Source organism: Pyramidobacter porci, from assembly GCF_009695745.1.
Taxonomy (GTDB): Bacteria; Synergistota; Synergistia; order Synergistales; family Dethiosulfovibrionaceae; genus Pyramidobacter; species Pyramidobacter porci.
Map to the genome: position 1 here is coordinate 143,133 of NZ_VUNH01000005.1, position 23,534 is coordinate 166,666.

The following is a 23,534-nucleotide window of genomic DNA, read 5'->3' on the forward strand; positions in this document are numbered from 1 at the left end:
TCCTTATGAAAATATCCGTGGGATTCCGAAGCCTTCGTAAAAAAATTACCGAACGATATCCTTCACCGTCTGGAGCAGCACCTCATAGCCGGAACGCACGCGCCGCCAGTCCACCGCTTCGGCCGGGTTGTGGCTGACGCCGTCCTTGCACGGCACGAAAATCAACGCCGAAGGGATCAGCGTGGCCATGTACATGGCGTCGTGTCCCGCGCCGCTGGGCATGCGCCGGTATTTGACCTTCAAGTCTTTGCAGACGTTTTCGATGCGGCGCGCCAGCAGACCGTCCATGGCGACGGGCTTGTCCGCCGAATAGAGCGTGAAGTTCACCCTCACGCCGCGTTCGGCGCAGACGCTCTCGACGCGCGCCTTAATCTCGTCACAGGCGCGGCGGATGCTTTTTTCGACGATGCCGCGCACGTCCACTTTCAGCACGACCCGTCCGGGCACCACGTTCATGGCGCCGGGGAAACACTCGCACACGCCCACGGTCGCCACCGTGCCGAACTCGCTTTCCGCGCGGCCGGCGCGCTCGACGGCGAGGACGATCTCCGCCGCAGCCGCCATGGCGTCGCGACGCATGTTCATCGGGCAGGCGCCGGAATGGGCTTGTTCTCCGACCACTTCGAGCATGAAACGCGTCGGCGCGGCGATCGCCTCGACGATGCCCACGTCCTCGCCGTTCCAGTCGAGTACAGGCCCCTGCTCGATGTGCAGCTCGAAATAGGAATGATATGACGCCGGCGCCAGACAGTCGCGCGGAATCTGCTCTGGACGCCCGCCGAAATCGCGCAGCGCGTCGAGCAGCGTCACGCCCTGCCTGTCTCTAAAGCGCAGCGTGTCCATCAGCGACAGATTGCCCGTCGCCGCCTTGCTGCCGATCGTCGCCAGCGAGAAGCGGCTCGATTCTTCCGCGGTGAAGACCACCACCGACAGCGAACGCCGCGGGGGCGGATTTTCCGCGAGGATGTCGCGCGTCGCGCCCAGCCCGCAGGCCACGCCGAGCGCTCCGTCGTAGCGTCCTCCCTCGGGCACGGAATCCAGATGTGAACCGATCACCACGCCGGGGCGATCCGAGCTTCCCTCGAAACGCCCCCACAGATTGCAGCAGGCGTCGGTCGTCACCGACATGCCCAGGGCCTTCATTTCCTCGACGACAATATCGCGCGCCTGGCGATCCGCATCGGTCAGGGCGAGGCGGGAAACGCCCCGCTCGCCGCGGCCGGTCTGAGAAATCGTCGCGATCAGCTCTTGAACGCGTTCGAAACCCGACATTCCCTGCGCTCCCTAACGGCCGTACACCAGCGCCGGCAGGAACGTGGACAGCGACGGCACGTAGGAGATGACCAACAGGCCGACGATCGAGACGACGATGAACTTCGTCACCGCGCCGATGATCTTCGACATCGGCAGCCCCGTCACGCCCGCGGCCACGAACAGGTTCAGCCCGAACGGCGGCGTGAAGTTGCCCAGCGCCAGATTGGAGACCATGACGATGCCCAGGTGCAGCGGGTCGATGCCCATCTGCTGCGCGATCGGGAAGAACAGCGGCGCGAGGATGACGATAGCGGCGATGCCTTCCATGAACATGCCCACGACCAGCAGAATGACGTTGACCATGGCGATGAACGCCCAGGGCGTTTTGACGTTTTCGATAATCGCCGCCGTGACCATCTGCGGGATACGCGCCACGGTGAGGAACCAGGCGAAGCTCGTGGCCGCCGCGACGAGGATCATCACCTGCGCGCAGGTCACGGCCGAACGCAGACACACATCGAACAGCTTTGCCCAGGTGATCTCGCGGTAGACCGCCACGCCGACGAACAGCGCGTAAACGGCGGAAATCCCCGCGGCCTCGGTGGGCGTGAACACGCCGCAGTAAATGCCGCCGAGGATGATCACCGGAACCATCAGCGACCAGCCGGCTTCCAGCGTGTTGCGGACGATCTCGCCGCGGCTGGAGGGTGCCGAGACTCTAAGATCGTGATGGCGCGCGAAGTACCAGATGTAGACGACTGTCGCCAGCCCGTAGACGATCCCGGCGCTGACGCCCGACATGAACAGCGAGCCCACCGACACCCCCGTGGCCGCCGCGTACATGATCAGCGTCACGCTGGGGGGGATGATCAGCGCCACGGATCCCGACGACGTGATCAGACCGGCGGAAAAATCCTGCGGATAGCCGCTTTCGATCAGCTCGGGATAGAGCACGCGCCCCATGGCGACCACCGTCGCCGGGCTGGAGCCGCAGAGCGCGCCGAAGATCATGCAGGTGCACTGCGTCGTGTAGGCTAGTCCGCCCTTGCGCGCCCCCACGAGACTGCGCGTCCACTTGAGGATGCGCTTGGAGAGTCCGCCCGTGTCCATCAGATTGGCGGCAAAAATGAAGAACGGCATCGACATCAGCGAGAACTTGTCGAGCCCGCCGAACATACGCTGCGCCAGCACCATCGGATCGAGTCCCGTGAAAAGCAGCATCGAAGCCAGCACGGCCGCCGCCAGAGCGACGAAGATCGGCACGCTGCCGAAAAGCAGCGCCAGCAGCGCGCACATCAGAAAGACCGTCATTCAGGCGTCCTCCTTCCCGCACGCGGCCCGAACGAAGCGCAGCGTCATCAGCGCCGAGCCCAGCGGCATGGCCAGATAGGGAATCCACATGGGAATTCCCATCGCCGGCGAAGTCTGTTCGAGTTCCACGGTGAACCGCACCAGCTGATAGCTGTACCGGAACAGCGCCGCGCAGAATCCCGCCGCGATCAGATAGACCAGCCGCGTCAGCGCGCCGGCGACCTTTTCGGGCAGCATGCCGAGCAGAAAATCCATGCGGATATGAGCGCCCTTCCGAACGCAAACGCTCCCGCCGATAAAAGTGATCCAGATCATCAGATAGCGGATCAGCTCTTCGGCCCAGCTCGTGCTGGCGCTGAAAACATAGCGCAGCACCACGTTGACGAACAGCACAAAAGCCGTTATCAGCAGAGCGGACGCGCAGAAAATCTCCTCAATCTTCCCGAGGAACCTGAGCATTTTTCAATCTCCTCTCGATATTCTCATACTCGCGGCAAACGCAAAAAAACGAAAGGGGCGAACCTCCTGCAGGAGCCGCCCCTTCTTTTCGCCGCCCGGAAAACTCCTTTCGCCCCATCCGTCCCCAAAAAGCTTCAGGCGGGGCGGAGTTTTCCGCCGGCCGCTCAGCGCGCTTCCTTGGCCGCGTAAACCGCCTTCAGCAATTCCGTTTTGGTCGCGGAACCGTCCACGAACTTGTCGTGCAACGGTTTGCTGACTTCGATGAACTTGGCGCGGTTCTCGTCCGTCAGCTCGCCGACGGCGATCTTGGACTGCTTGATCTGCTCGAGGAACTTGGCCTCGCCCTCCGACTGGGCCGCGCGCTCCGCTTCGCGGGCGCCGCGTTCGCACTCGACGATCAGGTTCCGCACGTCCTCGCTCTGCTTTTCGAACCAGCGGCTGTTGACGATGAACAGATAACCGAGGAAGCCGTGATCGGAGATCGTCAGATAATCCTGCACCTCGTACAGCTTGGCCATGGCGATGGTCTGCAGAGGGTTCTCCTGACCGTCGACGATGTTCTGCTGCAGCGCGTTGTACAGCTCGGCGTACTCGATCGGGATCGGGTTGGCCCCCCACGATTTGTACTGCTCCACCAGCTGCGGGCTGGGCATGACGCGGATCTTCATGCCTTTGAGATCCTCGGGCGCGTTCACGGGCCTGCCCCTGGTCGTCATCTGTTTAAAGCCCGAAGCCCACAGCCCCAGCGTCTTGAAGCCTTTCTTCTCGCAGAAGGCGTAGAATTTCCCGCCGACTTCGCCGTCCATGATGCGGTACAGCTCGTCCTTGTCGGTCCACAGAAACGGGAAATCGATGACGCTCAGTTCCTCGACGAAGGGCGTCAGCACGGAAGTGGGCTGCACGGACATCTCCAGCGTGCCCATCTGCACCATCTCGGCCTGCTCGCGCATCGAGCCGAGCTGCATCTGCGGGAACACGTCCACGGTGATCCTGCCGCCGGATTTTTCTTCCATCAACTTCTTGAACGTCTGGGCGCCGACGTCCTCCGGACTGCCGACGGGCTGGTTGTGGCTGAGACGGACGTTCATCGACGGATACTCCGCCGCGGCCGCCAGCGACGCCGAAGCGGCCATCGAAACGGCGAGAAACAGACTTGCGAACTTCTTCACGTGCGATCCACTCCTTCGAAGGATAAAAACTTTTTCGCCGCCAACCGTTTACGACGGCACGGCTCATTATAACAAGGCGGGGAAATCCGTACAATCGGTTTCACACGACGCGACAACGCACAAAATTTACTTTTCATCCCGCCGAGAACAGGCGCTCCCGCGCGCCGCGTTCGTCATCAGCTCGCAAAAGTCCGCAACGGGGATCGCGCCGCGGCACATGCTCCCCCACAGAGATTCGTTCTGAGCGTTGCGCACGGCGAAGACCTTCATGCCGGCGGCGCGGGCGCTTTCGAGGCAGGCCGGCACGTCCTCGAAGACGGCGCAGTCCGCCGGCGTGACACCGAGACGGCGGGCCGCCAGCAGATAGACCGCGGGGTGTTCCTTGCCGCACGGCGTTTCGTCGGCCGACGTGAAAGCGTCGAAGAGGGCGTAGACGCCGTTGTTTTTCAGCGCCGCTTCGGCCAGCGAGTGCGGCAGCCCCGTCACCGTGCCGAGCTTCACGCCGCGTGCCTTAAGCCAGCGCAGATATTCGCCGGCATGAGGGCGCAGGAAAACGCCGCTGCCGTACTCCCGGCGGGCCATTTCCAGCCATTCCGCCGCCAGGGCTTCCGCCGTCTCGTCGAGGCCGAACCGCGCGATCGTGTACACAGCCGCTTCGCTGAACTTCTTCGAGCTGACGGCGCACATGTAATCGTCAGGCACGGCCAGCCCGCGCCGGCGCAGAAATTCCGCGTCGATGCGCGCCCACACGTCCGCCGAATCGATCAGCGTGCCGTCAAGGTCGAACAGCGCTCCCGCAAACTCCATCGCCGCGATTCCTCCCTTTGTCCGCGTTTGTTCTTCATGATACCATGCGCCCGCCGCTCTTGGAAAATTTTTTCCCGCGCGGTACAATCACCTCATGAAACATCATTTTCGAATCTCAAAGGAGGCCGCCGCCATGGCGCACATGCCCGACAACCGACTCGTCGCCGCCGGCGCCGAGTCGCTGACGTTGATTCGCCTGCCGCTGGCTGGACAGGCGGGGTTTGAGGAGTTCCTCGGCTCGTGGCTGCTGCGCTCCCCCGCCGAAACGGCGCTGGTCGACTGCGGCGTGACGGGCTCCTACGCGCATCTGAAAAAAGCGCTCGACGAGCTGGAAGCCGCGCCCGACTGGCTGCTGCTCACCCACATCCACCTCGACCACGCCGGCGCGGCCGGACGTCTGTGCCGCGACTATCCGCGGCTGAAAGTGTTCTGCTGCGAGCGCGCCGCCGCGCACCTGATCGCGCCCGAAAAGCTCTGGCAGGCGACAGCCGCCACGCTGGGCGAGGCGATGGCCGCCGCCTATCAGCCGCCGCTGCCCGTACCCGCTTCCGCTCTCGTCGCGCGCGAACAGCTGCCCCCCGCGTGGCGCGTCATCGACACGCCAGGGCACGCCGCGCACCACGTCTCGTTCCTGCGCCGCTTGGCGGGACGGCGCCTCTGCTTCGGCGGCGAAGCGCTCGGCGTCATCCCCGGCGACGGCGTCGCGAGCTGGTTCGCCGACGGCCGCTGGCAGGGCGGCATCCGTCCCGCCACGCCGCCCCGCTACGTGCCGGAAATCGGCCGCGAGAGCATGAAAAAACTCGCCGCGGCGGATTGGGACCTGTTCTGCGCCGGGCACTTCGGCGCCTCGTCCGACCGCACGCTGCCTGAACGGGCGCTGAAGCAGAACCTTTTCTGGGAAGAAACGATCGCCCAGGCCCTGCAAGACGGCCTGAGCGAAGACGAAACGGTTGAATTGCTGCGGCGCGAAGACCCCGAGCTGGCCAACATCGCCCGCTACGCCGCGGGTGCGCAGAGCCGCGAAGCGTACTTCCTCGGCAACAGCGTGCGCGGCTTCGCGCGCTTTCTGGGGCGGAACGTCTGACGGCCGGTGCATCCGCCGCGCCCGAGGAAACGCGCCTTGCTTCGCCAAACGCAAAAACAGGACGACACGCAAAAAATCCCCGGCGGCCGAAAAAAATGGCCGCCGGGGATTTTTCGTGTGCCGTATGCCCTGCGCAAAACGCAGACGTACGGTTCATGCCGGCGCGGTCTTCTTCGCGTTTTGGCGCCGGGGCGCCCGCCTTTTCGCGGTCACCGCCCGCCGGTCGGCTCCGGGGCTTTGAACGTGCCTTCGGAACGGGAGACAATCAGCGCCGTGGCCGCGTCGCCGACAATGTTCGGAATCACGCGGGCCATGTTGAGGATGCGGTCGATGCCGGCCAGCAGCCCGATCGCTTCCATGGGAAGATGCACCGAAGTCAGCACGATCGTCAGCATCACCAGCCCGGAGCCGGGCACGCCGGCCGTGCCGATGGAAGCCAGCGTGGCGGTGAGCATGATCATGACCTGATCGGCGACGGTCAGCGGCACGCCGAAGATCTGGGCCGTGAAGACCACGGCGATGGCCTCGTAAATGGCGGTGCCGTTCATGTTCATGACGGCGCCGAAAGGGATCACGAAGTTGGCCGTCTCCTCGTCGACGCCGAGTTTTTTCGTGCATTCGAGGTTAAGCGGAATCGTGGCGACGCTGGAGCAGGTGGCGAAGACGAAGGTCATCGCTTCCTTCATCGTTTTCAGGAAACGAAGCGGGCCGACGCGGCCGATCAGCCCCGCCATCACTCCGGCCTGGACGACGACCAGATAGAGGAACGAGGCGATGTACATGGCCGCGATCGCCTTGATGTAAGGGATGAGGATATCCGGGCCGTTGGCTCCCACGACCTGCGCCATCAGGCCGAAAACGCCGTAAGGCGTGAACTCGAGCACGATGGTGGTGATCTTTTTCATCGCTTCCTGACCGGCGCGGAACATGTCCAGCAAGGCTTGCCCCGAGGGGCCGATCTTCATCAGCGCGAAGCCCAGCAGCAGCGCAAAGAAAATGATCTGCAGCAGATTCTGCTTCGACAACGCTTCGAAAGGATTCTTGGGAATGATGCTGATCAGCGTGTCGAGCATGGAGATCTGCTTGGCCGTCGTCTTCGCCGATTCCTTGGCGATCTCGATGCTGACGCCCGTGCCGACCTGCATAAGATTGGCGAAAATCAGTCCGATCACGATGGCACACGCGGTGCTGGCAAGAAAAATGATCACCGTCTTCACGCCCATGCGCCCCAGCTTCTTGCCGTCGCCCACGTCGGCGGCCGCGCAGACCAGCAGGCAGAGCACCAGCGGCGCTACCACCATCGTCAGCAGATTGGTGAGGATCGTTCCCAGCGGTTTCAGCACCGCGGCCTGTTTGCCGAAGACCAGCCCCGCGGCGACACCCAGCGCGAAGCCGATCATGATGCGCGTAAACAGACTCAGCTTGTTCCACGTTTTGAAGATGAATCCCATTTCTCTTCCCCCTTAATGAAAAATCAGACAAAGCGACACACGTGATCGATCGCGACGTCGGAAAAACCGTAAATTTCGGCCTTGGTCATCTTGCCGTTGCAGACGTCTCCGATGACCGCGAGCAGTTCCCTGCCGCTTTCCCGATACGTCGTCGTGCCCTTGACAATGCCGCTCAGATCGACGTCCATGTTGTCGTCCATCATCTGATACGTGCGGGCGTTGGCCGTCACCTTGAGCACGGGCACGATGGCGTTGCCCGTCGGCGTGCCGCGCCCCGTGGTGAAGATCACGGCGTTGCAGCCGCCGGCCACCATGGAAGTGACGGAGGAGATGTCGTAGCCTGCCGTGTCCATGACGATGGCGCCGTGCTTCGTGGGGCGTTCGGCCTGTTCCAGCACTTCGACGATGGGACGCGTGCCGCCCTTGCGGATGCAGCCGAGACTCTTCTCGTCGAGCGTGGAAAGGCCGCCCGCCTTGTTGCCGGGCGTGGGCTGGCCGGCGCGGCAGTCCTGCCCCGCCGCCTTGAGGTGCTCTTCGTAATCCCGGCAGATTTCGATGATTTTGTTGTGAAGCTCCGGCGTCGCCGCGCGCCGGGCGACAACGTGTTCGGCGCCGATCCATTCGATGGACTCGCTCATGATCGTCGAAGCGCCGAGATCCACGAGCAGGTCGCTGAGCTCGCCGACGGCGGGATTGCTGGCGATGCCCGAGGTGGCGTCGGAACCGCCGCACTCGATGCCCAGCAGAAGATTCGACATGTCGCACAGTTCCTTGTGCTGCATGGCGGCTTCGGCGGCCATGTCGCGCGCGGCGCGCACCGCCTTTTCGATGGTTCTGAGCGTGCCGCCTTCCTCCTGAATGCCAAAGGACGCCACCGGCTTGCCGGTCATCTTCCGAATCTTTTCGCGCAGCTGCGCGTGCCCCACCGTCTCGCAGCCGAGACCGACGATGACGACGCCGAAAACGTTGGGATTGCAGGCGAAGCCCGTCAGCACTTTCTGCGACATGGCCGTGTTCGCCGCCACGTCGGAACAGCCGGTGTTGAAGACGATGTTCACGGCGCCGCGCACTTGCGACGCGACGATGCGCGCGCTCTCGCTGCCGCAGGCGCACGTGGGCAGGATCAGCACGTGATTGCGGATGCCCGCGCGCCCCTCTTGGCGCTTGTACCCCCAGAACTGCATTCTCTCTCCTCCTTAAAGCATTTCGCTGGCATAATCCCGCGGCACGCTGAAAATATTCTCGTGCGAGACCCAGTGTCCCTTCGCGATCGGTGCCGAGGTGCGGCCGATCAGCTCGCCGTACTTGATCACTTCGTCCCCCTCGTTCAGCGAGACCAGCGCGACCTTGTGGCAATAGGGAATCGTCTCCTCCGCCGTGAGCGTGCAGAGCTCGCCGCCGCGGCGATAGACGACCGGGGCGCCGGCCGGGATTTCTTCGACGCAAGTGACCACGTTGTCCTTTTCGTCCATGAGCAAGGCGTTGATGTTCACGTTCACTCCCCCCTTGAATGTCGAATATCTTGCTTGACCTCATCATAAAACGGCGATAACATAAATTCAATTTAGAAATTTTTACTCTATCATAAGCGGTGATTATGTTATGCAGCAGGAACTCGAATACATTTACGAAGTCTACAAAAGCGGCAGTCTCTCGAAGGCGGCGGAGAAACTCTACGTCACGCAGCCGGCGCTGAGCATGGCGATCAAAAAGATCGAGTCGTCCATCGGCATGACGCTGTTCGACCGCAGGGTGCGTCCCTTTCAGCTCACCGAAGCCGGCTGGCTTTACATCAACGCGATCACGCGCATCAAAAAAATCGAGGCGGAATTGACGCAGCGGATTGGCGACATCAACGACCTCCACACCGGACGCGTGCGCATCGGCGGTTCCCACTACATCAACGGTTACATCCTGCCGCCGGTGCTGGCGCGCTACAGCCGGCTTTATCCGGGCATCGCCCTGGAGCTGGTCGAGCACAGTTCGGCCGTCCTCGCCAAGATGCTGGAGGAACGCGCCGTAGACCTGACATTCAGCTGCAACGAACTTTTCATGAAGGACTTCGAGCGCTATCCCATGTTCAGCGATCGCATTTTGATGGCCGTGCCCCGCGCTCATCCGTTCAACCGCCGATACCGCGCCTTCGCCCTGCCGCCGCGCGGCGTCATGAACGGCCGTCACCTGCATGGGGATTGCCCCGTGCTGCCCGCCGAGCGCTGCGGAGAGCTTGAGTTCATCTCGCTGATGCCCGGCAACAATCTTCACGACCGTATGCTGCAAATTTTCGCCGCCGCCGACGTCAAACCGCGCCTCAAGATCGAGCTGAGTCAGCTTGCCACGGCCTATCATCTGGCGGCAGGCGGTTTCGCCGCCGCGTTCGTGAGCGACCGCATGGTTACGAACGCGGGCGCGCCGCTGTGTTTCTACAAAATCGATTCGCCGCTGGCGACGCGGCCGTTTTACGCGCTCCTGCCCAACCGCGACTACACGGCCAAAGCAGTGCGGCGCTTTATCCAGCTCGTCGGCGAAGTTCTGCGGCCGAAAGCGCGGGCGTAGGGGCAAAGGCGCGCTCGCTTTCGAACGGCGGAGCACTCTCAGCGGCCTTTTTCCGTGGAGGAATGTTCCACGTGGAACATTTTCCGCCTCTCTCCCGGCGGCGATCGCCCGAAAGCGGAGCGAGCGTCAATTCCGACGGTTCTTATTGACTAACACGCCGCGGTCATGACACAATGGCCGCGGCGTTTTTCCTGCGGGAAAAACGCATCTTCCGTTGTCCCGCCAACGAACATTTCACCTAAAATATGATAGAGTAAAAACGGGAACGGAGAGGGGCTTCGCGCCTCCGCCCCGGATCCGGGGAACAAAAACGAAGGGGGTTGCCAGCCATGCTGGAATTGAAAAATATTTCCTTCAGCGTCGCCGAGGAGGGGGCGCGGAAGGAGATTATCCACGACCTGAGCCTGAAAGTGGACAACAGAAAATTCGTCGTCGTCACGGGACCGAACGGCGGCGGCAAGTCGACGCTGGCGCGCCTCATCGCCGGCATCGAAAAGCCCACGAGCGGCCGCATTCTTCTCGACGGCGAAGACGTCACCGATAAAAGCGTCACCGAGCGCGCCCGCCGGGGCATCGGTTTCGCCTTTCAGCAGCCGGTGCGCTTCAAGGGACTGGAAGTCATCGATCTGCTGCGTCTGGCCGTCGGCAAAGATCTGCTCGTCAGCGAAGCCTGCGAGTATTTGGCCGAGGTGGGGCTGTGCGCGCGCGATTATATCAACCGCGAGGTAAACGCTTCCCTCTCGGGCGGCGAGCTGAAGCGCATCGAGATCGCCACGGTGCTGGCCCGCCGCGCCAAGCTCTCCGTCTTCGACGAGCCGGAAGCCGGCATCGACTTGTGGAGCTTCCAGAATCTGATCCGCATCTTCAAGAAGATGCGCGAGGACATCAAGGACAGCTCGATCGTCATCATCTCGCATCAGGAGCGTATCCTCAGCATCGCCGACGAGATCGTCGTGCTGGCGGAGGGACGCATCGAGAAGCAGGGGCCGCGCGCGGAAATTTTCCCCGCGCTGGTCGGCACAGAGTCGGCCGTCGACGTGTGCCACAAGCTGAAACAGGGGGAGGCTTAACCATGGTGCAGCTGGACGCGATCCAAAAACGCATTCTGGCGGAAGTGGCCGATCTTCACGAGGTCCCGGCGGGGGCGTACAACTTTCGCGCCAACGGCCAGCTGGCCGGGCGCAACAGCACGGCCCACATCGAGATCAGCTCCAAGGCCGACGGCACGGGCATCGACATCCGCATCGCGCCGGGCACCAAAAACGAGAGCGTGCACATTCCCGTCGTCGTCAGCGCCAGCGGCCTGAAGGAAACGGTCTACAACGACTTTTACGTCGGCGACGGCAGCGACGTGCTCATCGTCGCCGGCTGCGGCATCGACAACTGCGGCCGCCAGGACGCCGAACACGACGGCGTGCACCGCTTTTACGTGGGCAAAAACGCCAAAGTCCGCTACGTGGAAAAGCACTACGGTTCCGGCAGTGGCGGCGGCAAGCGCATCCTCAACCCGCAGACGGAAGTGTACATGGAGGACGGCAGCTCCATGGAGATGGAAATGGTGCAGATCAAGGGCGTCGATTCGACGCAGCGCATGACGATCGCCGAGCTGAAAAAGGACGCCCGTCTCGTGGTGCGCGAGCGCCTGATGACGCACGGCGACCAGCAGGCTGTCAGCGGCTACCGCGTCTCGCTGAACGGCGAAGGTTCGAGCGCCGACGTGGTGTCGCGCTCGGTGGCGCGCGACGCGTCGTTTCAGAAGTTCGACGCCTGCATCGTCGGCAACGCGCCGTGCAGCGGCCATACGGAGTGCGACTCGATCATCATGGACCGGGGCAAGATCCTCGCCGTGCCATCGCTGGAAGCTAACAACGTCGACGCGCAGCTGGTCCATGAGGCCGCCATCGGCAAGATCGCCGGCGACCAGATCGTCAAGCTGATGACGCTGGGCCTGAGCGAACAGCAGGCGGAAGAGCAGATCATCAACGGTTTCTTGAAGTAAAACGACTCGTTTGTCTTGACTAACACGAGGCGGCGGTGTCACAATACGTTCCGTGAGGGAGTAGCACGCGCTCGGCACGGAGCGCAGCACGTCAACATGCTGGCCGCAAAGGTCTGGCGTGCTTTAAACTGCGAGACTCATGTATAACTGTCAGGCTATACATGAGGACGATCGAAAAAACGACATCCGGGTATAGCCGAGGCTATGCCCGGATTTTTCGTTTCCGCGGGGGACGGGCGACCATTCGGAATGGGGTGGCTGAAATGGGATTGAGTTTCATGTTTGTGCTGAACTGCGCGCTGCTGGGCGTGGGGCTGTCGATGGATGCCTTTTCGGTGTCGATGGTCAACGGACTGAATGAGCCGCATATGAGCGTCCGCCGCGGCTGCGCGGTCGCCGGCGTATACGCGTTCTTCCAGGCGCTGATGCCGATGGCGGGCTGGGTCTGCGTGCGCACGATCGTCGAGGTTTTCTGTCCCTTCCGGCAGATTGTGCCGTGGATCGCGCTGATCCTGCTGCTTGGCATCGGCAGCAAAATGGTGTTGGAAGGGCTGCGCGGCGGACGTGAGGATTGCGCCGCGCTTCGGCTGACGCCCGGCGTGCTGTTTTTGCAGGGGGTCGCCACGTCCATCGACGCGCTCTCGGTCGGCTTCACGATCTCCGCATACGATTGCGCCGCGGCGCTGGCCGCCTCGCTGATCATCTCCGCCGTCACGTTCGCGGTCTGCGCGGCGGGACTGCTGATCGGCAAAAAGATCGGTGCGGTCCTGTCCGGCCGGGCGACGATCCTCGGCGGCGTGATCCTGATCGGCATCGGCCTCGAGATCTTCGCCGACAGCGTGTTCTAGCGCCGGGATACGGGGATAAAAAATGCCGGAAGCTCAAGCGCGAGCTTCCGGCATTTTTTACGGCTGAATTTTACAGCGCGCGGTACTCCACTGTGCCGTCGATCATGGTCATGACGGGGTGACAGCGGGTGTCGAGCGGGTTGCCGTTCCACAGCACGAGGTCGGCGTCCTTGCCGGCGTCGATGGAGCCGACGCGGTCTTCGATGCCGAGGTGCTCGGCGCTGGACAGCGTGACGCAGCGCAGGGCTTCGGCTTCGGTCAGTCCGGCGCGGGCGGCCAGCGAGGCGGAGACGATCTGTCCGTAAAGCGGGATCACGGGGTGGTCGGTGAGGATGCAGATGTGCACGCCGGCGTCGCGCAGGGCGAGCAGAGTCTCCCAGCCCTGATGGCGCAGCTCGGGCTTGACGGGTACGCCGAAGGTGGGGCCGACGGCGGCCTTGACGCGGTGCGCAGCCAGCCACGGGGCGATGAACTGCCCTTCGGTGCAATGCTCGATGGTGAAATCGAGGCCGAACTCCTCGGCGATGCGCACGGCGGTGCAGATGTCGTCGGCGCGGTGGCTGTGGACGCTGAGCTTGATCTTGCGGTCGAGCACGAGGGCCAACGCTTCCATGTCGAGGCTGGTCTCGAAGGCTTCGCCGTCTTTGCGGCACTTTTTCTTTTCCAGATAGTTGCGGGCGTCCTGCAGGGCCTTGCGCATGATGTAGGCGTTGCCCATGCGGGTCGTGGGCGTGCGGTGGCCGTTGTCCTTGTAGACGCGGATCGGGTTCTCGCCGAGGGCCGCTTTCATGCAGGAAGGCGACTTGACGAGCATTTCCTCGACGACGCTGGCCTGTTTGAGCTTGATGATGGCGCCGGTGCCGCCGATGACGTTGGCGCTGCCGGGCAAAGTCTGCACGCAGGTGACACCGCCTTTTTCGCGCGATTCGGCCACGTTCTTGTCGCGCACGTAGATGGAGTCGAGGATGCTCAGCCCGGGCGTGACGGGATTGGTCATCTCGTTGATGTCGCTCATGCCGTACAGTTCCGTTTCCTCGGACGTGGTGATGTGGGTATGGGCGTCGACCAGGCCGGGCGTCAGCGTCAGGCCGCGGGCATCGATGATCTCCGTGCCCTCGGGGGCACCGAGGTGTTCGCCGACGCCGGCGATCTTCGTTCCGTCCACGAGCACCGCGCCGTTCTCGATCGGCGCGGCGGAAACGGGCAGCACGCGCGCATTGACAATCAGTTTCATACAAGGACCTCCCCTGAAATTTATAATGCGCGTCCCCTAGAGATTCCCCCAGGGAACGTTCGTCACTACGATCTGCGTCTCGTCGTCGCCGGGATGGAACGTGTCCGGCTCTTCGGCGTAGTACTCGAAAATGAATTCGCCCGCGTCCCAGCGAGGGAGCACCGACCATTCTTCGGTGCGGAACGCGATGGTTTCGTCGTCGATGCCGCGCAGCGCCGGCGTCATCTCCGCCAGCAAAAAGGCGAAGCGTTCCTTGAATTGGCTCCATTCGATCGTCTCTGTCTGAAGCATGGCGTCTCATTCCTCCCTGCCGGGTCGATCGTGATCCGTTAAAAGGATAGCAGATTTATACACCTTTGCAAGTGAATAAATTCGGCTATAATAGGCGATGCTGCACAAACATTTTGTGCGCCTCGCGCACAGGAAGCGATTTCAAGGAGGAATTTTTCAGATGAAAAAGTTGTTTGCCGCCGCGGCGGCGCTCTCGGTTCTTCTGGCCGGTTCGGCGCTCGCGGCCGACCAAAACGCCGACAAAAAGGTGCTGGCCACCGTCGGCGGCGAAACGATCACGCAGGCCGACCTCGACCAGGCCATGAGCGGCTTCGACCCGCAGCAGCGCGCGGCCTATGCTTCGCCGCAGGGGCAGGCGCAGTTGTTGGACAACCTGATCGACTTCAAGGTCTTTTCACGCTCGGGGCGCGAGCAGAAGCTGCAGAACACGCCCAAGTACAAGGAGGCTATGGCCAACCTCGAGCAGCGCCTGCTCTTCACGCTGGCCACGGAGAAGATTCTTGACGAAGCCGGCAAGACGCCCGCGACCGACAAGGACGCGCAGAAGTATTACGACGAGCACAAGGAGATCTTTCAGGTTCCCGCGGCGATCCGCGCCTCGCACATTCTGATCCGCGCCGACAGGAACATGCCCGCCAAGGACCAGAAGGCCGCGCAGGAAAAGGCTGCCGATCTGATCCGCGACATCAAGGCCGGCAAGATCACGTTCGAGGACGCCGCCAAGAACAACTCGGCCGACGGTACGCGCAGCCGCGGCGGCGACCTGGGCTATTTCAGCAAGGGACAGATGGTGCCTGAGTTCGAAAAGGCCGCCTTCGCCCTGAAAAAGGGCGAGATGACCGCCAAGCCGGTCAAGACCGATTTCGGCTACCACATCATCAAAGCCACCGACAGCCGCGACGCCTCGATCCGTCCGTTCGCCGAGGTGAAGGAAGACATCAAGGCCGACCTCGTGCGCCAGAAGCAGGTCAAGGCCATCCAGGACGAACGCGACGCCCTGCGCGCCCGTTACGGCGTGAAGATCGCCGCGCCCGAGGCGCCTGCCTCCGCCGACAAAAATCCCGCCAAGTAACCCCGCCGAAAAAAATAAAGAGAGACTCCGCGGAGTCTCTCTTTATTTTTTCGGCGGCACGTTGAGATTTTCGAAGGGGCAGAGTAGAATGGATCAGTTTCCGTATAAAAACACGCTTCGGCCGCTGCGGCCGAAATCGAACGCAGGAAGGGGAGTTTTCTCATGAAGTACGATTTCACGAGCATCATCGACCGCCACGACCGCGACGCCCTCGCCGTGGACAATCTCGGAGCCGGCATGGCCCCCAATCCGCCCAAACCGGGATTCGACTCGATCCCGATGTGGATCGCCGACATGAACTTCGCCACCGTGCCCACCGTGCCCGAAGCGATGATCGAGCGCGCGAAACACCCGCTCTACGGCTATTTCGCGCCCAGAAAGGAATATTATCGGTCCATCATCGACTGGCAGACGAAGCGCAACGGCGTCGCCGGGCTCGAAGCGAAGCACATCGGCTACGAGAACGGCGTGCTCGGCGGCGTGGCCAGCGCGCTGAACGTGATCTGCTCGCGGGGCGGCAACGTGCTGCTCCACTCCCCCACTTACATCGGCTTCACCAACACGCTGAACAACAACGGCTGGCACATCGTCCATTCGCCGCTGTACCGCGACGCGCAGGGCGTGTGGCGCATGGATTACGCCGACATGGAAAAAAAGATCGCGGAGAACAAGATCCATGCCGCCATTTTCTGCTCGCCCCACAATCCCTGCGGCCGCGTCTGGGAGCGCGAAGAGATCGAAAAAGCCATGGAGATCTACCGCAAACACGACGTGTTCGTGATCTCCGACGAGATCTGGTCCGATCTGACGCTCGACGGTTATAAGCACATCCCCACGCAGAGCGTCGGCGACGACGCGCGAAACCGCACCGTGGCGCTCTATGCCCCCAGCAAGACGTTCAACCTTGCCGGGCTGATCGGCAGCTACCACATCATCTACAACGACTGGCTGCGCGAGCGCATCGAAAAGGAATCGTCGCTGTCGCACTACAACAGCATGAACGTGCTTTCCATGCACGCGCTGATCGGCGCCTACAAGCCCGAGGGCTACGAGTGGGTGGACGAACTGCGCCAGGTGCTGACGGGAAACGTGAACTACGCTTACGATTACATCAAAGAGCATTTCGACGGCGTCGATCTGGCCAAACCGCAGGGCACCTACATGCTCTTCATCGACTGCGAGCAGTGGTGCAAAAAGCACGGCAAGACCATCGACGAAGTCCACAGGGCCGGTTCCGACGTGGGCGTGTCCTGGCAGGACGGACGCATGTTCAACGGCCCGTACAGCATCCGCGTCAACCTGGCGCTGCCGCTGTCGCGCGTCAAGGAAGCCATGGCGCGCCTTGACAAGTACGTCTTCAACGCCCGATAAAACTCGAGCCCGCCTCCTTTTTGCGGAAGCGGGCTTTTTCGTCCGCGCCGGCGCAAAAGTTTTCTCTGCGCGCGGTATGACAACATTTCCTCGGGACAGAGCTTTTACGGCGGCCCATTTCATTTGCGGAAGGAGCGACTTCCATGCCGAGAGAATTTCTGGCAATGGGCGCGGCGTTCGCTTTTCTCGTCTTCTTCCCGAAGGGGAAGCTGTGGAACGGCGCCTCGCTGCTGATCACGGGTCTGATCATGGGACTCGGCGCCGGTCAGTCCCCGCGCGGTGTCGCGGAAAACTTTACGAGCATCGTCACCTCGCCGCCGACCATGAAAACCATCGCCGTCATCCTGCAGATCGGCGTTCTCAGCGCGCTGATGAAGCAGTACGACATTCTCGGCCGGCTTGTAGAAGCCTTCAAGGACGTTTTTTCGTCGGCCAAAGCGGTGATCATGATCCTGCCGGCGGCGATCGGCATGGTTTCGGTGCCCGGCGGCGCGGCCATTTCCAGCCCCTCCGTCGACGAATTGGGCGACAGCCTCAGGCTGCCCGTGTTCAAGCGCGCGGCGCTCAACCTGACCTTCCGTCACTGCGCCTTCTTCCTGCTGCCGACGAGCAGCTCGATGATCGTTTTCTCCAACATGGCGCCGCACGTCAGCCTGTACAAGCTGATCGCGCTCAACGTTGCCTTTGTCGCCGGCATGGAGCTCGCGTCTTACCTGCTTTATCTGCGCGGCGCCGAGGCGCCGGTCGCTCCGCGCTCCGGCGGCGGGCACACACTCCGCGGGCTCGTCAGCATTCTCAAATACATGTCGCCGATCTACGTCATCGTGCTGCTCAACGGTCTGTTCAAGGTGCCCATGTACCTGAGCGCCTTCGCTTCGCTGGCGCTGATCCTGGCCGGTTGGGGGCGGCGCGACGTGAAGACGTATGCGCGTGCGTTCCGGCAGGGGCTCAGCGGCCAAACTTTCGTGACGATGCTGGGTATCTATTTCATGCAGAACACCGTGCGCGATTTGACCGGCATCATGGCCGCCTTCCAGACCATGTTCGCGCAGTCGTCGGGGTTCGGCGTGCTGCTGGTGATCGCGGCCGCGGCGCTGCTCTTCGGCCTCGCCACGGGGCTCAGCTACGTGCCGCTGGGCGTTCTGGTGCCGCTGCTGACGAGTCTGCATCTGCCGCCGACGGAAGAACTGCTCTACTGCGTTTTCATCTACACGTGGAGCTTCAACGGCTATTTCTTTTCACCCCTGCACCTGTGCCAGGCGCTCACCCTGCAGCAGATGAACTGTTCCGTCTCCGCGCTGGACAAAGGATACCTGCCGCTGATGATCGAGATGGCCGTGACTCCGTTCGTCATTTTCGGCCTGTACAGAACGATCCTGTTGTGATCGCGATAGCCGCGTTTACGAGAATAAAAGTCTGCCTAACAGAACGCTGGCTCTTTCCCTCTCGGGCGAGAACCAGCGTTCTATTTCTTTCAGCGGCAAATCTCGATTTGGAATTCCCGAAATCATAGGCGTTTGCCGCTGATTATAGGGCTTTAATGAAATCCTCTGAAACCGAGAAAACAAAGGATTTTTCGCCATCTATTCCACCGAGAATCCCTTTATTAAATGTTACACCGTTTCAACGTCGCTCAGGCAACTCACAAGGGCAAAAAAACCATAACAGGATATAACAAGGTGTGGCAATCGGAAACCTGTGACATATATGCGAATACATCAGCGACACCTAAAGTCAGCAAACAATGGCTTTGGCACACGCAATGAACCGCTCGATCACGCTCCATTGATAGGACTGTGCCTGACAGCCAAATTGAATGAGGTACGCAGCTTCCTCCCCAAGCCGAAACATCCATAGGGAGTCCGCCTGCTGCGGCGTCAGAATACTCTGCACGATCTTTTGCGGACAGAAGCACGCTCCGACGCCGCAAAGGCAGAGGCGCAGCAGCAACCCGACATTGTGCGAGGTCGCTGTAATGACGGGATCGTCAATGCCCGCCCGCTTCAAAACGTCGCGGCCGATCCTCCCATCGATATCCTCGATACCGCCCAGCACAAACGGGCATTTTTTTAGCACGCTGTAATCCCCTGCGCGGAACCGTCTCTCGCACTCCTCCGCGTCGATCACAAAGACTTTGGCGAAGAGCCTCTTTTCGATCAGCAGCGCGTTTTCCTCGCGGTAGAACTCTGCCAGCCTGACGCCGGGCAGGGCTTCGGGAAAATCCGCTATAGCAAGGTCAATGGTGCCCTTCAACAGCTTTTGCTGCAACTCGCCGTTGGACGCCTCCGTCAGTTCAACGCCGATGTTTGGGTAGCTTTCCTGAAACAGCGCGACCGTTTCGGGCAGTATCATCTGCCCGCGCGTTGCCGCCGCTCCGACGCGAAGGAGACCCTTCTGCTTCTGCGAGATGTCGCAAAACTCACGCCGCATATCGCTGTGAGTTTTTTGAAAATCAGTCGCATACCGCAGCAACACCTCTCCCGCATAGGTAAGCTCCAACGGGACGCGGCGCACCAGCAGCTGGCTGCCAAGCTCTTTTTCCATCCCGGCGACATGGGAACTGAGCGATTGCTGCGTGATATGGAGACGCTCTGCCGCCCGCGTAAAATTGCGCTCCTGCGCAAGCACCACAAAATACTCCATGGACGAGAAGTTCATGACCGCCCTCCTACAGCTATTTTCTGTAGTATATATCAATAATAACAGTTTTACAATGTGATATTTTCGATTTATGATGGAGGCGCCAAAAAGAAATCCCAGAAAGGAGCGGTACTGTGATACCATCATCCCTCATTCCGTCATTCGTTCTCTATTGCGTCGTTTCGGCGATCACGCCGGGCCCCGCCAATCTCTGTTCACTGGCTTCCGCCGTGAAATACGGCAGGCGGCAGGCGCTGCGCCAGTGGCGAGGCATCTTCATTGGCTTCGCCGTAGTCGCGTTCGCCTCGTCCATAGCGGTCTGGTTCCTTGGCGAAGTGATGAACCGCTATCTCCGCGTAATGGCATGGATTGGGGCAGGATACATTCTCTGGCTTGCGTGGCATATCCTGCACAGTGACAGCGGAGCGGAGGCAGAGGCAGGCACGCACTGCAATTTTCTCACCGGACTTTTGATACAATTGACCAACGCGAAGATCATGATCTTCTGTATGACGGCGCTGGCAACCTATACGCTCCCCTATGCGGACAGTTATTGGGAAGTTCTATCCGTTGCGGTGATTTTGCCGTTTACAGGGCCGGTGGCAAATCTGGTCTGGCTGTTCGCCGGGACCGCTCTGCAGCGTTTTTTCCAAAACCGCCAGAGGGCAGCCAACATCGTGATGGCACTCCTACTTATGTTTTGCGCCATTAGTATTATCCTTTCCTAAAGGGAAGAAAAAAGCACTCCTGGAACTGGAAGGCATTGCTATGAGCCAATTTACAATATCTGCTGCCTTTCATCATTCATCTTCGTGATCGCGGCGATCATGGCCTTCGCCACGGGAACTTCACGGGGGACGTTCGCAGTCTGCATGCCCACTGCGCTGTCCCTGGCCTTTGACCGCACGAACAATCAGGTGACTCCGCTCGTCGTCGCCTGCTTTGCGGCCGTTGCCGGCGGCGTGTTCGGCGATCACTGCTCGCTTCTGTCCGACACAACCGTTCTTTTCTCCGCGGGAGCGGCGGCTGATCACATCGATCACGTCAAGACTCAGCTGCCTTATGCGCTCGTCTGCGCCGCGGCGGCTTCATACTATTTCTTAATAAAAAAGCCGAACGCAAGGACGCTGCGAGGGAGATTCACAAAGCGAGCTGCGCAGACTGCGCAGCATTCGAGGTAGTTCTGAGCGACTGAATTCCCTCGCAGCGCCCGGTAAACTGTGTTAATGCTTTTTATCAAGAAGAAACAGTATCAAAAGATCTCCGTCCATTAAGCATCGAAGAGGACTCGCCACTCGTGCTCCGCGTGAAACATCACAAAAAAACGGGTTGGATCACTTGTCGCAGGGCAAGTGAGCCAATCCGTTTTTTGTTCAGCGGCGAATTTCGATTTTGGGATGCGGCGAGCTGCGCATAACGCGTTTCGTCAATGCGATCAGACTTTTCACGACGGGCGTGAAGACGCGGTTCTTTTTCCAGGCAATGATATCGACGCGACAGTGCAGCGGGTCTTCGATGGTATAGAAGACAGGCCGACTGTCGCTTTCGTTCTGCGCCTGCAGAGCGCCGTTGTAGGTCGTGAAAGCCAGCCCCAGACCGGCCGCGGCCAGCATCGTGATAGTGCGCTGACTGGTGAGCTGAAGCACGGTGTTGACGCGCAGGCCATATTTTTCCAGCAGGTGCTGAGCGACGCGATACATGCCCTGCGCGGGCGTCAGCGTCAGGAATCTTTCGCCGTTCAGCAGCTCCGGCTCGATGTACTGAGGGCGGTAGGGACTGTTGCTGCGCAAGTCGGCACGGGACGCCAACGGATGTTCCGCCGACGAAATCACGTAGACCGGCGCTTTGTTGACCACTTCACAGGCGATGTCGTTGGACAGGATCGGCAGCGTGGAAATGCACAGATCGAGCTGGTTGCTCAGCAGGGCTCGCTCAAAAAAAGCGTTGACCCCCTCTTTCACCTGTACGTCCACGTCGGGAAAGGAAGCGGCAAAGGGCGGCAGAATCTTCGGCAGCCATGTGGTGCCGCGCTCCACGCTCACGCCGATGCGGATGCGTTCTCTGGTGCCGCGGGCGATGTTCCTCATCTCTTCGCGCAGCTCGGCATCGATGTCGAGCAGTTTGCTCACGCTCTCGAAATAACGTTCGCCGGCATAGGTCAGCGTCAGAGGCTGGACACTGCGGTCAAACAGCGTCACCCCCAGCTCCTTTTCCTGGCGGTGAATCGCCTTCGTCAGCGCCGGCTGGGAGATATGCAGCTGTGCCGCGGCCTTGGTAATGTTGCGCACCTTTGCCACCGTCATCAGGTAACGGTAAATATCAACATTCAAGGCGATGCCCCCTTCCTCCCAAAGTTATGATAAGCGGTCAGAAAATTCATGAGACAGACTCAGATGGCTTCATTATAATACATTCAAGGCAATTCGTTTCTTTTTATAATTCCCCATGTCCGAAAAGGGAGGAATTTCTATGAGTCTTGTCGATGTCCGCCGCCATATTGAAGCCCACCGGGACGATGACCTGGAGCTGCTGAAAAAACTTGTCGCCCAGCCCAGCGTCAGCGCCTGCAACATGGGCGTGCGAGAGTGTACGGAGATGCTGCGTTCGCTTTTGACTGAACTGGGCTGCAATACCGTCGCAATTTGCCCGACCGATGGGCAACCGCTTGTTTTCGCCGAACTTAAGTCGAAGAAAGCCGGTGCAAAAACTATTCTGTTCTATGGTCATTACGACACACAGCCTCCCGATCCCGTGGAGGAATGGATCACGCCGCCTTTTGAACCAACGGTGCGCGATGGGCGGCTCTACGGTCTCGGCACAGCCGACAACAAGGGACAGTTTCTCGCGCACCTCCTTGCCGTGCGTTCATGGCTGGCAACTGAGGGCGATGTCCCCGTCAACGTCAAGTTCATTCTCGACGGCGAGGAGGAAAGCGGCTCGCCCAACATGAGAGCTTTCGTCGAAACACACAAAGACATGCTGATGGCCGACCTGGTCTACAACTCCGACGGCCCTATGAACGCCGGGGACTTTCCGGAGATCAAGCTGGGCTTCCGCGGCGACCTGTCAATGGAATTTGAGCTGACCACAGCCACACACCAGAACCATTCAAAGACGGGGCAGCTGATTCCCAATCCCGCCATCGAGTTGTGCCAGCTCATCGCTTCGATGATCGACCGTGACGGCCGCGTGCTGATCGATGGATTTTACGACGACGTGCTGCCGCCGACCGCTTACGAGCGGGAGCTCATGGACCGGTACGCCTTCGAGCCGGAAACGCTGGCGCGCGTGTACGGCGTCAAAAAACTGCTCAAAACGGCGAAGGAAGCATACTACACTCAGCTCATGTTCCGCCCCACGTTCACGATCAACGGTATGAGTTCGGGCTATTGCGGTCCGGGCCATAAGACCTGCGTGCCCCGTTCGGCGCTGATGAAGCTGGATGTGCGTCTCGTCAGAAACATGGATCCCGACAAAGTGTTGGAAAAAATCCGCCGGCACGCAGCCGCCTTCGATCCGGAAATTGTTGTCCGCGCCGGTAAAGCCATGTATCCTTCCAAGAGCGATGCCGAACAGCCGCTCTGTCAAGCCGCTATCGCCGCCGCGCGCTCCGTTTATCCCAACGCCGTCGTTCATCCCAGTTCCGGCGGCAGCAATCCCGATTACGTGTGGACCGGCATCATGAAAATGCCGTCGGTGACAGTGCCTTACGGCAATGCCGACCAGACGAACCACTCGCCCAACGAAAACCTCCGCCTCGACTGTTTCCATAAGGGCATCCACGTCAGCGCCGCCGTGATCGGGCGCATCGGCGAAATTTAATTCTGAGGCGCGAATTTCGTTCAATCGCTTCAACGTCCATCCACTCTGCTTCGTAAGAATGTCGCAATATCCACGCGCGTGCAACAGGTTATGACACCGATAAAAAAGCTTCATTAGATTTTCCCCGCCAACATTGCTATATTTTTTTTAGCAGCTTAAGGCTCTT

At 60.7% G+C, this 23,534-nt stretch carries 23 protein-coding genes; 11 read left to right on the forward strand and 12 right to left on the reverse strand.

Going from position 1 to position 23,534, the window contains the following annotated elements:
• Window positions 1-45: 45 nt before the first annotated feature.
• The 5 genes from FYJ74_RS06065 to FYJ74_RS06085 form a co-directional block, all read right to left on the reverse strand.
• Entirely contained in the window at window positions 46-1,272 is a 1,227-nt protein-coding gene (locus tag FYJ74_RS06065; protein ID WP_154528684.1) for a Zn-dependent hydrolase, read from the reverse strand.
• 12 nt (window positions 1,273-1,284) lie between these two features.
• Entirely contained in the window at window positions 1,285-2,565 is a 1,281-nt protein-coding gene (locus FYJ74_RS06070) for a TRAP transporter large permease (protein WP_154528685.1), read from the reverse strand.
• A complete protein-coding gene (locus FYJ74_RS06075; protein WP_154528686.1) occupies window positions 2,566-3,024 on the reverse strand; it encodes a TRAP transporter small permease in 459 nt (152 codons plus the stop codon).
• A 164-nt stretch (window positions 3,025-3,188) separates the two neighbouring features.
• A complete protein-coding gene (locus FYJ74_RS06080) occupies window positions 3,189-4,193 on the reverse strand; it encodes a TRAP transporter substrate-binding protein (protein ID WP_326830889.1) in 1,005 nt (334 codons plus the stop codon).
• 126 nt (window positions 4,194-4,319) lie between these two features.
• The gene (locus tag FYJ74_RS06085) at window positions 4,320-5,000 is read right to left on the reverse strand and encodes an HAD family hydrolase (RefSeq protein ID WP_154528687.1); all 681 of its coding nucleotides are present in this window, start codon (window positions 4,998-5,000) and stop codon (window positions 4,320-4,322) included.
• A gap of 133 nt (window positions 5,001-5,133) precedes the next feature.
• Here FYJ74_RS06085 and FYJ74_RS06090 point away from each other — a divergent pair, with 133 nt between their 5' ends.
• Window positions 5,134-6,084, forward strand: a complete 951-nt coding sequence (locus FYJ74_RS06090; protein WP_195838823.1) for an MBL fold metallo-hydrolase — start codon at window positions 5,134-5,136, stop codon at window positions 6,082-6,084.
• Between the two features lie 209 nt (window positions 6,085-6,293).
• Here FYJ74_RS06090 and FYJ74_RS06095 read toward each other — a convergent pair whose 3' ends face one another.
• From FYJ74_RS06095 to FYJ74_RS06105, 3 genes are read right to left on the reverse strand one after another with little or no spacing between them, the layout of a single operon-like run.
• Entirely contained in the window at window positions 6,294-7,535 is a 1,242-nt protein-coding gene (locus FYJ74_RS06095) for a dicarboxylate/amino acid:cation symporter (protein WP_154528689.1), read from the reverse strand.
• Between the two features lie 23 nt (window positions 7,536-7,558).
• Window positions 7,559-8,719 (reverse strand): UxaA family hydrolase, encoded by a 1,161-nt coding sequence (locus FYJ74_RS06100; RefSeq protein ID WP_154528690.1) that lies wholly within the window; start codon window positions 8,717-8,719, stop codon window positions 7,559-7,561.
• Between the two features lie 12 nt (window positions 8,720-8,731).
• Window positions 8,732-9,028 carry a UxaA family hydrolase gene (locus FYJ74_RS06105; RefSeq protein WP_320633599.1) on the reverse strand — a complete coding sequence of 99 codons (297 nt, stop codon included), beginning with the start codon at window positions 9,026-9,028 and terminating at the stop codon, window positions 8,732-8,734.
• A gap of 109 nt (window positions 9,029-9,137) precedes the next feature.
• On the opposite strand from FYJ74_RS06105, the gene FYJ74_RS06110 reads away from it, so the two are divergent.
• The 4 genes from FYJ74_RS06110 (at window position 9,138) to FYJ74_RS06125 (ending at window position 12,938) form a co-directional block, all read left to right on the forward strand.
• Window positions 9,138-10,091, forward strand: a complete 954-nt coding sequence (locus FYJ74_RS06110) for a LysR family transcriptional regulator (protein WP_154528691.1) — start codon at window positions 9,138-9,140, stop codon at window positions 10,089-10,091.
• A 329-nt stretch (window positions 10,092-10,420) separates the two neighbouring features.
• On the forward strand, window positions 10,421-11,161 hold the full coding sequence (locus tag FYJ74_RS06115; RefSeq protein WP_154528692.1) for an ABC transporter ATP-binding protein: 741 nt from the start codon (window positions 10,421-10,423) through the stop codon (window positions 11,159-11,161).
• Window positions 11,162-11,163: 2 nt separating this feature from the next.
• Entirely contained in the window at window positions 11,164-12,090 is a 927-nt protein-coding gene (locus tag FYJ74_RS06120) for a SufB/SufD family protein (protein ID WP_154528693.1), read from the forward strand.
• Between the two features lie 263 nt (window positions 12,091-12,353).
• Entirely contained in the window at window positions 12,354-12,938 is a 585-nt protein-coding gene (locus FYJ74_RS06125; protein WP_154528694.1) for a manganese efflux pump MntP, read from the forward strand.
• Between the two features lie 70 nt (window positions 12,939-13,008).
• Here the strand turns inward: FYJ74_RS06125 and FYJ74_RS06130 are convergent, their stop codons facing one another.
• Together FYJ74_RS06130 and FYJ74_RS06135 are read right to left on the reverse strand one after the other, a co-directional pair.
• Window positions 13,009-14,172: an amidohydrolase gene (locus tag FYJ74_RS06130; protein WP_154528695.1), complete on the reverse strand. Its 1,164-nt coding sequence runs from the start codon at window positions 14,170-14,172 to the stop codon at window positions 13,009-13,011.
• Window positions 14,173-14,208: 36 nt separating this feature from the next.
• The gene (locus tag FYJ74_RS06135) at window positions 14,209-14,463 is read right to left on the reverse strand and encodes a hypothetical protein (RefSeq protein ID WP_154528696.1); all 255 of its coding nucleotides are present in this window, start codon (window positions 14,461-14,463) and stop codon (window positions 14,209-14,211) included.
• Between the two features lie 160 nt (window positions 14,464-14,623).
• On the opposite strand from FYJ74_RS06135, the gene FYJ74_RS11775 reads away from it, so the two are divergent.
• From FYJ74_RS11775 to FYJ74_RS06150, 3 genes are all read left to right on the forward strand, one after another.
• Window positions 14,624-15,535: a peptidylprolyl isomerase gene (locus FYJ74_RS11775; protein WP_195838824.1), complete on the forward strand. Its 912-nt coding sequence runs from the start codon at window positions 14,624-14,626 to the stop codon at window positions 15,533-15,535.
• Window positions 15,536-15,697: 162 nt separating this feature from the next.
• On the forward strand, window positions 15,698-16,906 hold the full coding sequence (locus FYJ74_RS06145; protein WP_154528698.1) for a MalY/PatB family protein: 1,209 nt from the start codon (window positions 15,698-15,700) through the stop codon (window positions 16,904-16,906).
• A gap of 143 nt (window positions 16,907-17,049) precedes the next feature.
• Entirely contained in the window at window positions 17,050-18,291 is a 1,242-nt protein-coding gene (locus tag FYJ74_RS06150; RefSeq protein ID WP_154528699.1) for a DUF401 family protein, read from the forward strand.
• 349 nt (window positions 18,292-18,640) lie between these two features.
• On the opposite strand, the gene FYJ74_RS06155 is transcribed toward FYJ74_RS06150, so the two are convergent.
• Window positions 18,641-19,564, reverse strand: coding sequence for a LysR family transcriptional regulator (locus FYJ74_RS06155; RefSeq protein WP_195838825.1), 924 nt, complete (start codon window positions 19,562-19,564; stop codon window positions 18,641-18,643).
• 116 nt (window positions 19,565-19,680) lie between these two features.
• Here FYJ74_RS06155 and FYJ74_RS06160 point away from each other — a divergent pair, with 116 nt between their 5' ends.
• Window positions 19,681-20,274, forward strand: a complete 594-nt coding sequence (locus FYJ74_RS06160; RefSeq protein ID WP_154528701.1) for a LysE family transporter — start codon at window positions 19,681-19,683, stop codon at window positions 20,272-20,274.
• Between the two features lie 84 nt (window positions 20,275-20,358).
• The gene (locus FYJ74_RS06165; protein ID WP_326830890.1) at window positions 20,359-20,727 is read left to right on the forward strand and encodes a Na+/H+ antiporter NhaC family protein; all 369 of its coding nucleotides are present in this window, start codon (window positions 20,359-20,361) and stop codon (window positions 20,725-20,727) included.
• 192 nt (window positions 20,728-20,919) lie between these two features.
• Here FYJ74_RS06165 and FYJ74_RS06170 read toward each other — a convergent pair whose 3' ends face one another.
• Complete coding sequence (locus tag FYJ74_RS06170) at window positions 20,920-21,876, reverse strand: LysR family transcriptional regulator (RefSeq protein WP_154528703.1); 957 nt, start codon at window positions 21,874-21,876, stop codon at window positions 20,920-20,922.
• 139 nt (window positions 21,877-22,015) lie between these two features.
• Here FYJ74_RS06170 and FYJ74_RS06175 point away from each other — a divergent pair, with 139 nt between their 5' ends.
• Window positions 22,016-23,368: a M20/M25/M40 family metallo-hydrolase gene (locus FYJ74_RS06175; RefSeq protein WP_195838826.1), complete on the forward strand. Its 1,353-nt coding sequence runs from the start codon at window positions 22,016-22,018 to the stop codon at window positions 23,366-23,368.
• The last annotated feature ends 166 nt before the right edge of the window (window positions 23,369-23,534 follow it).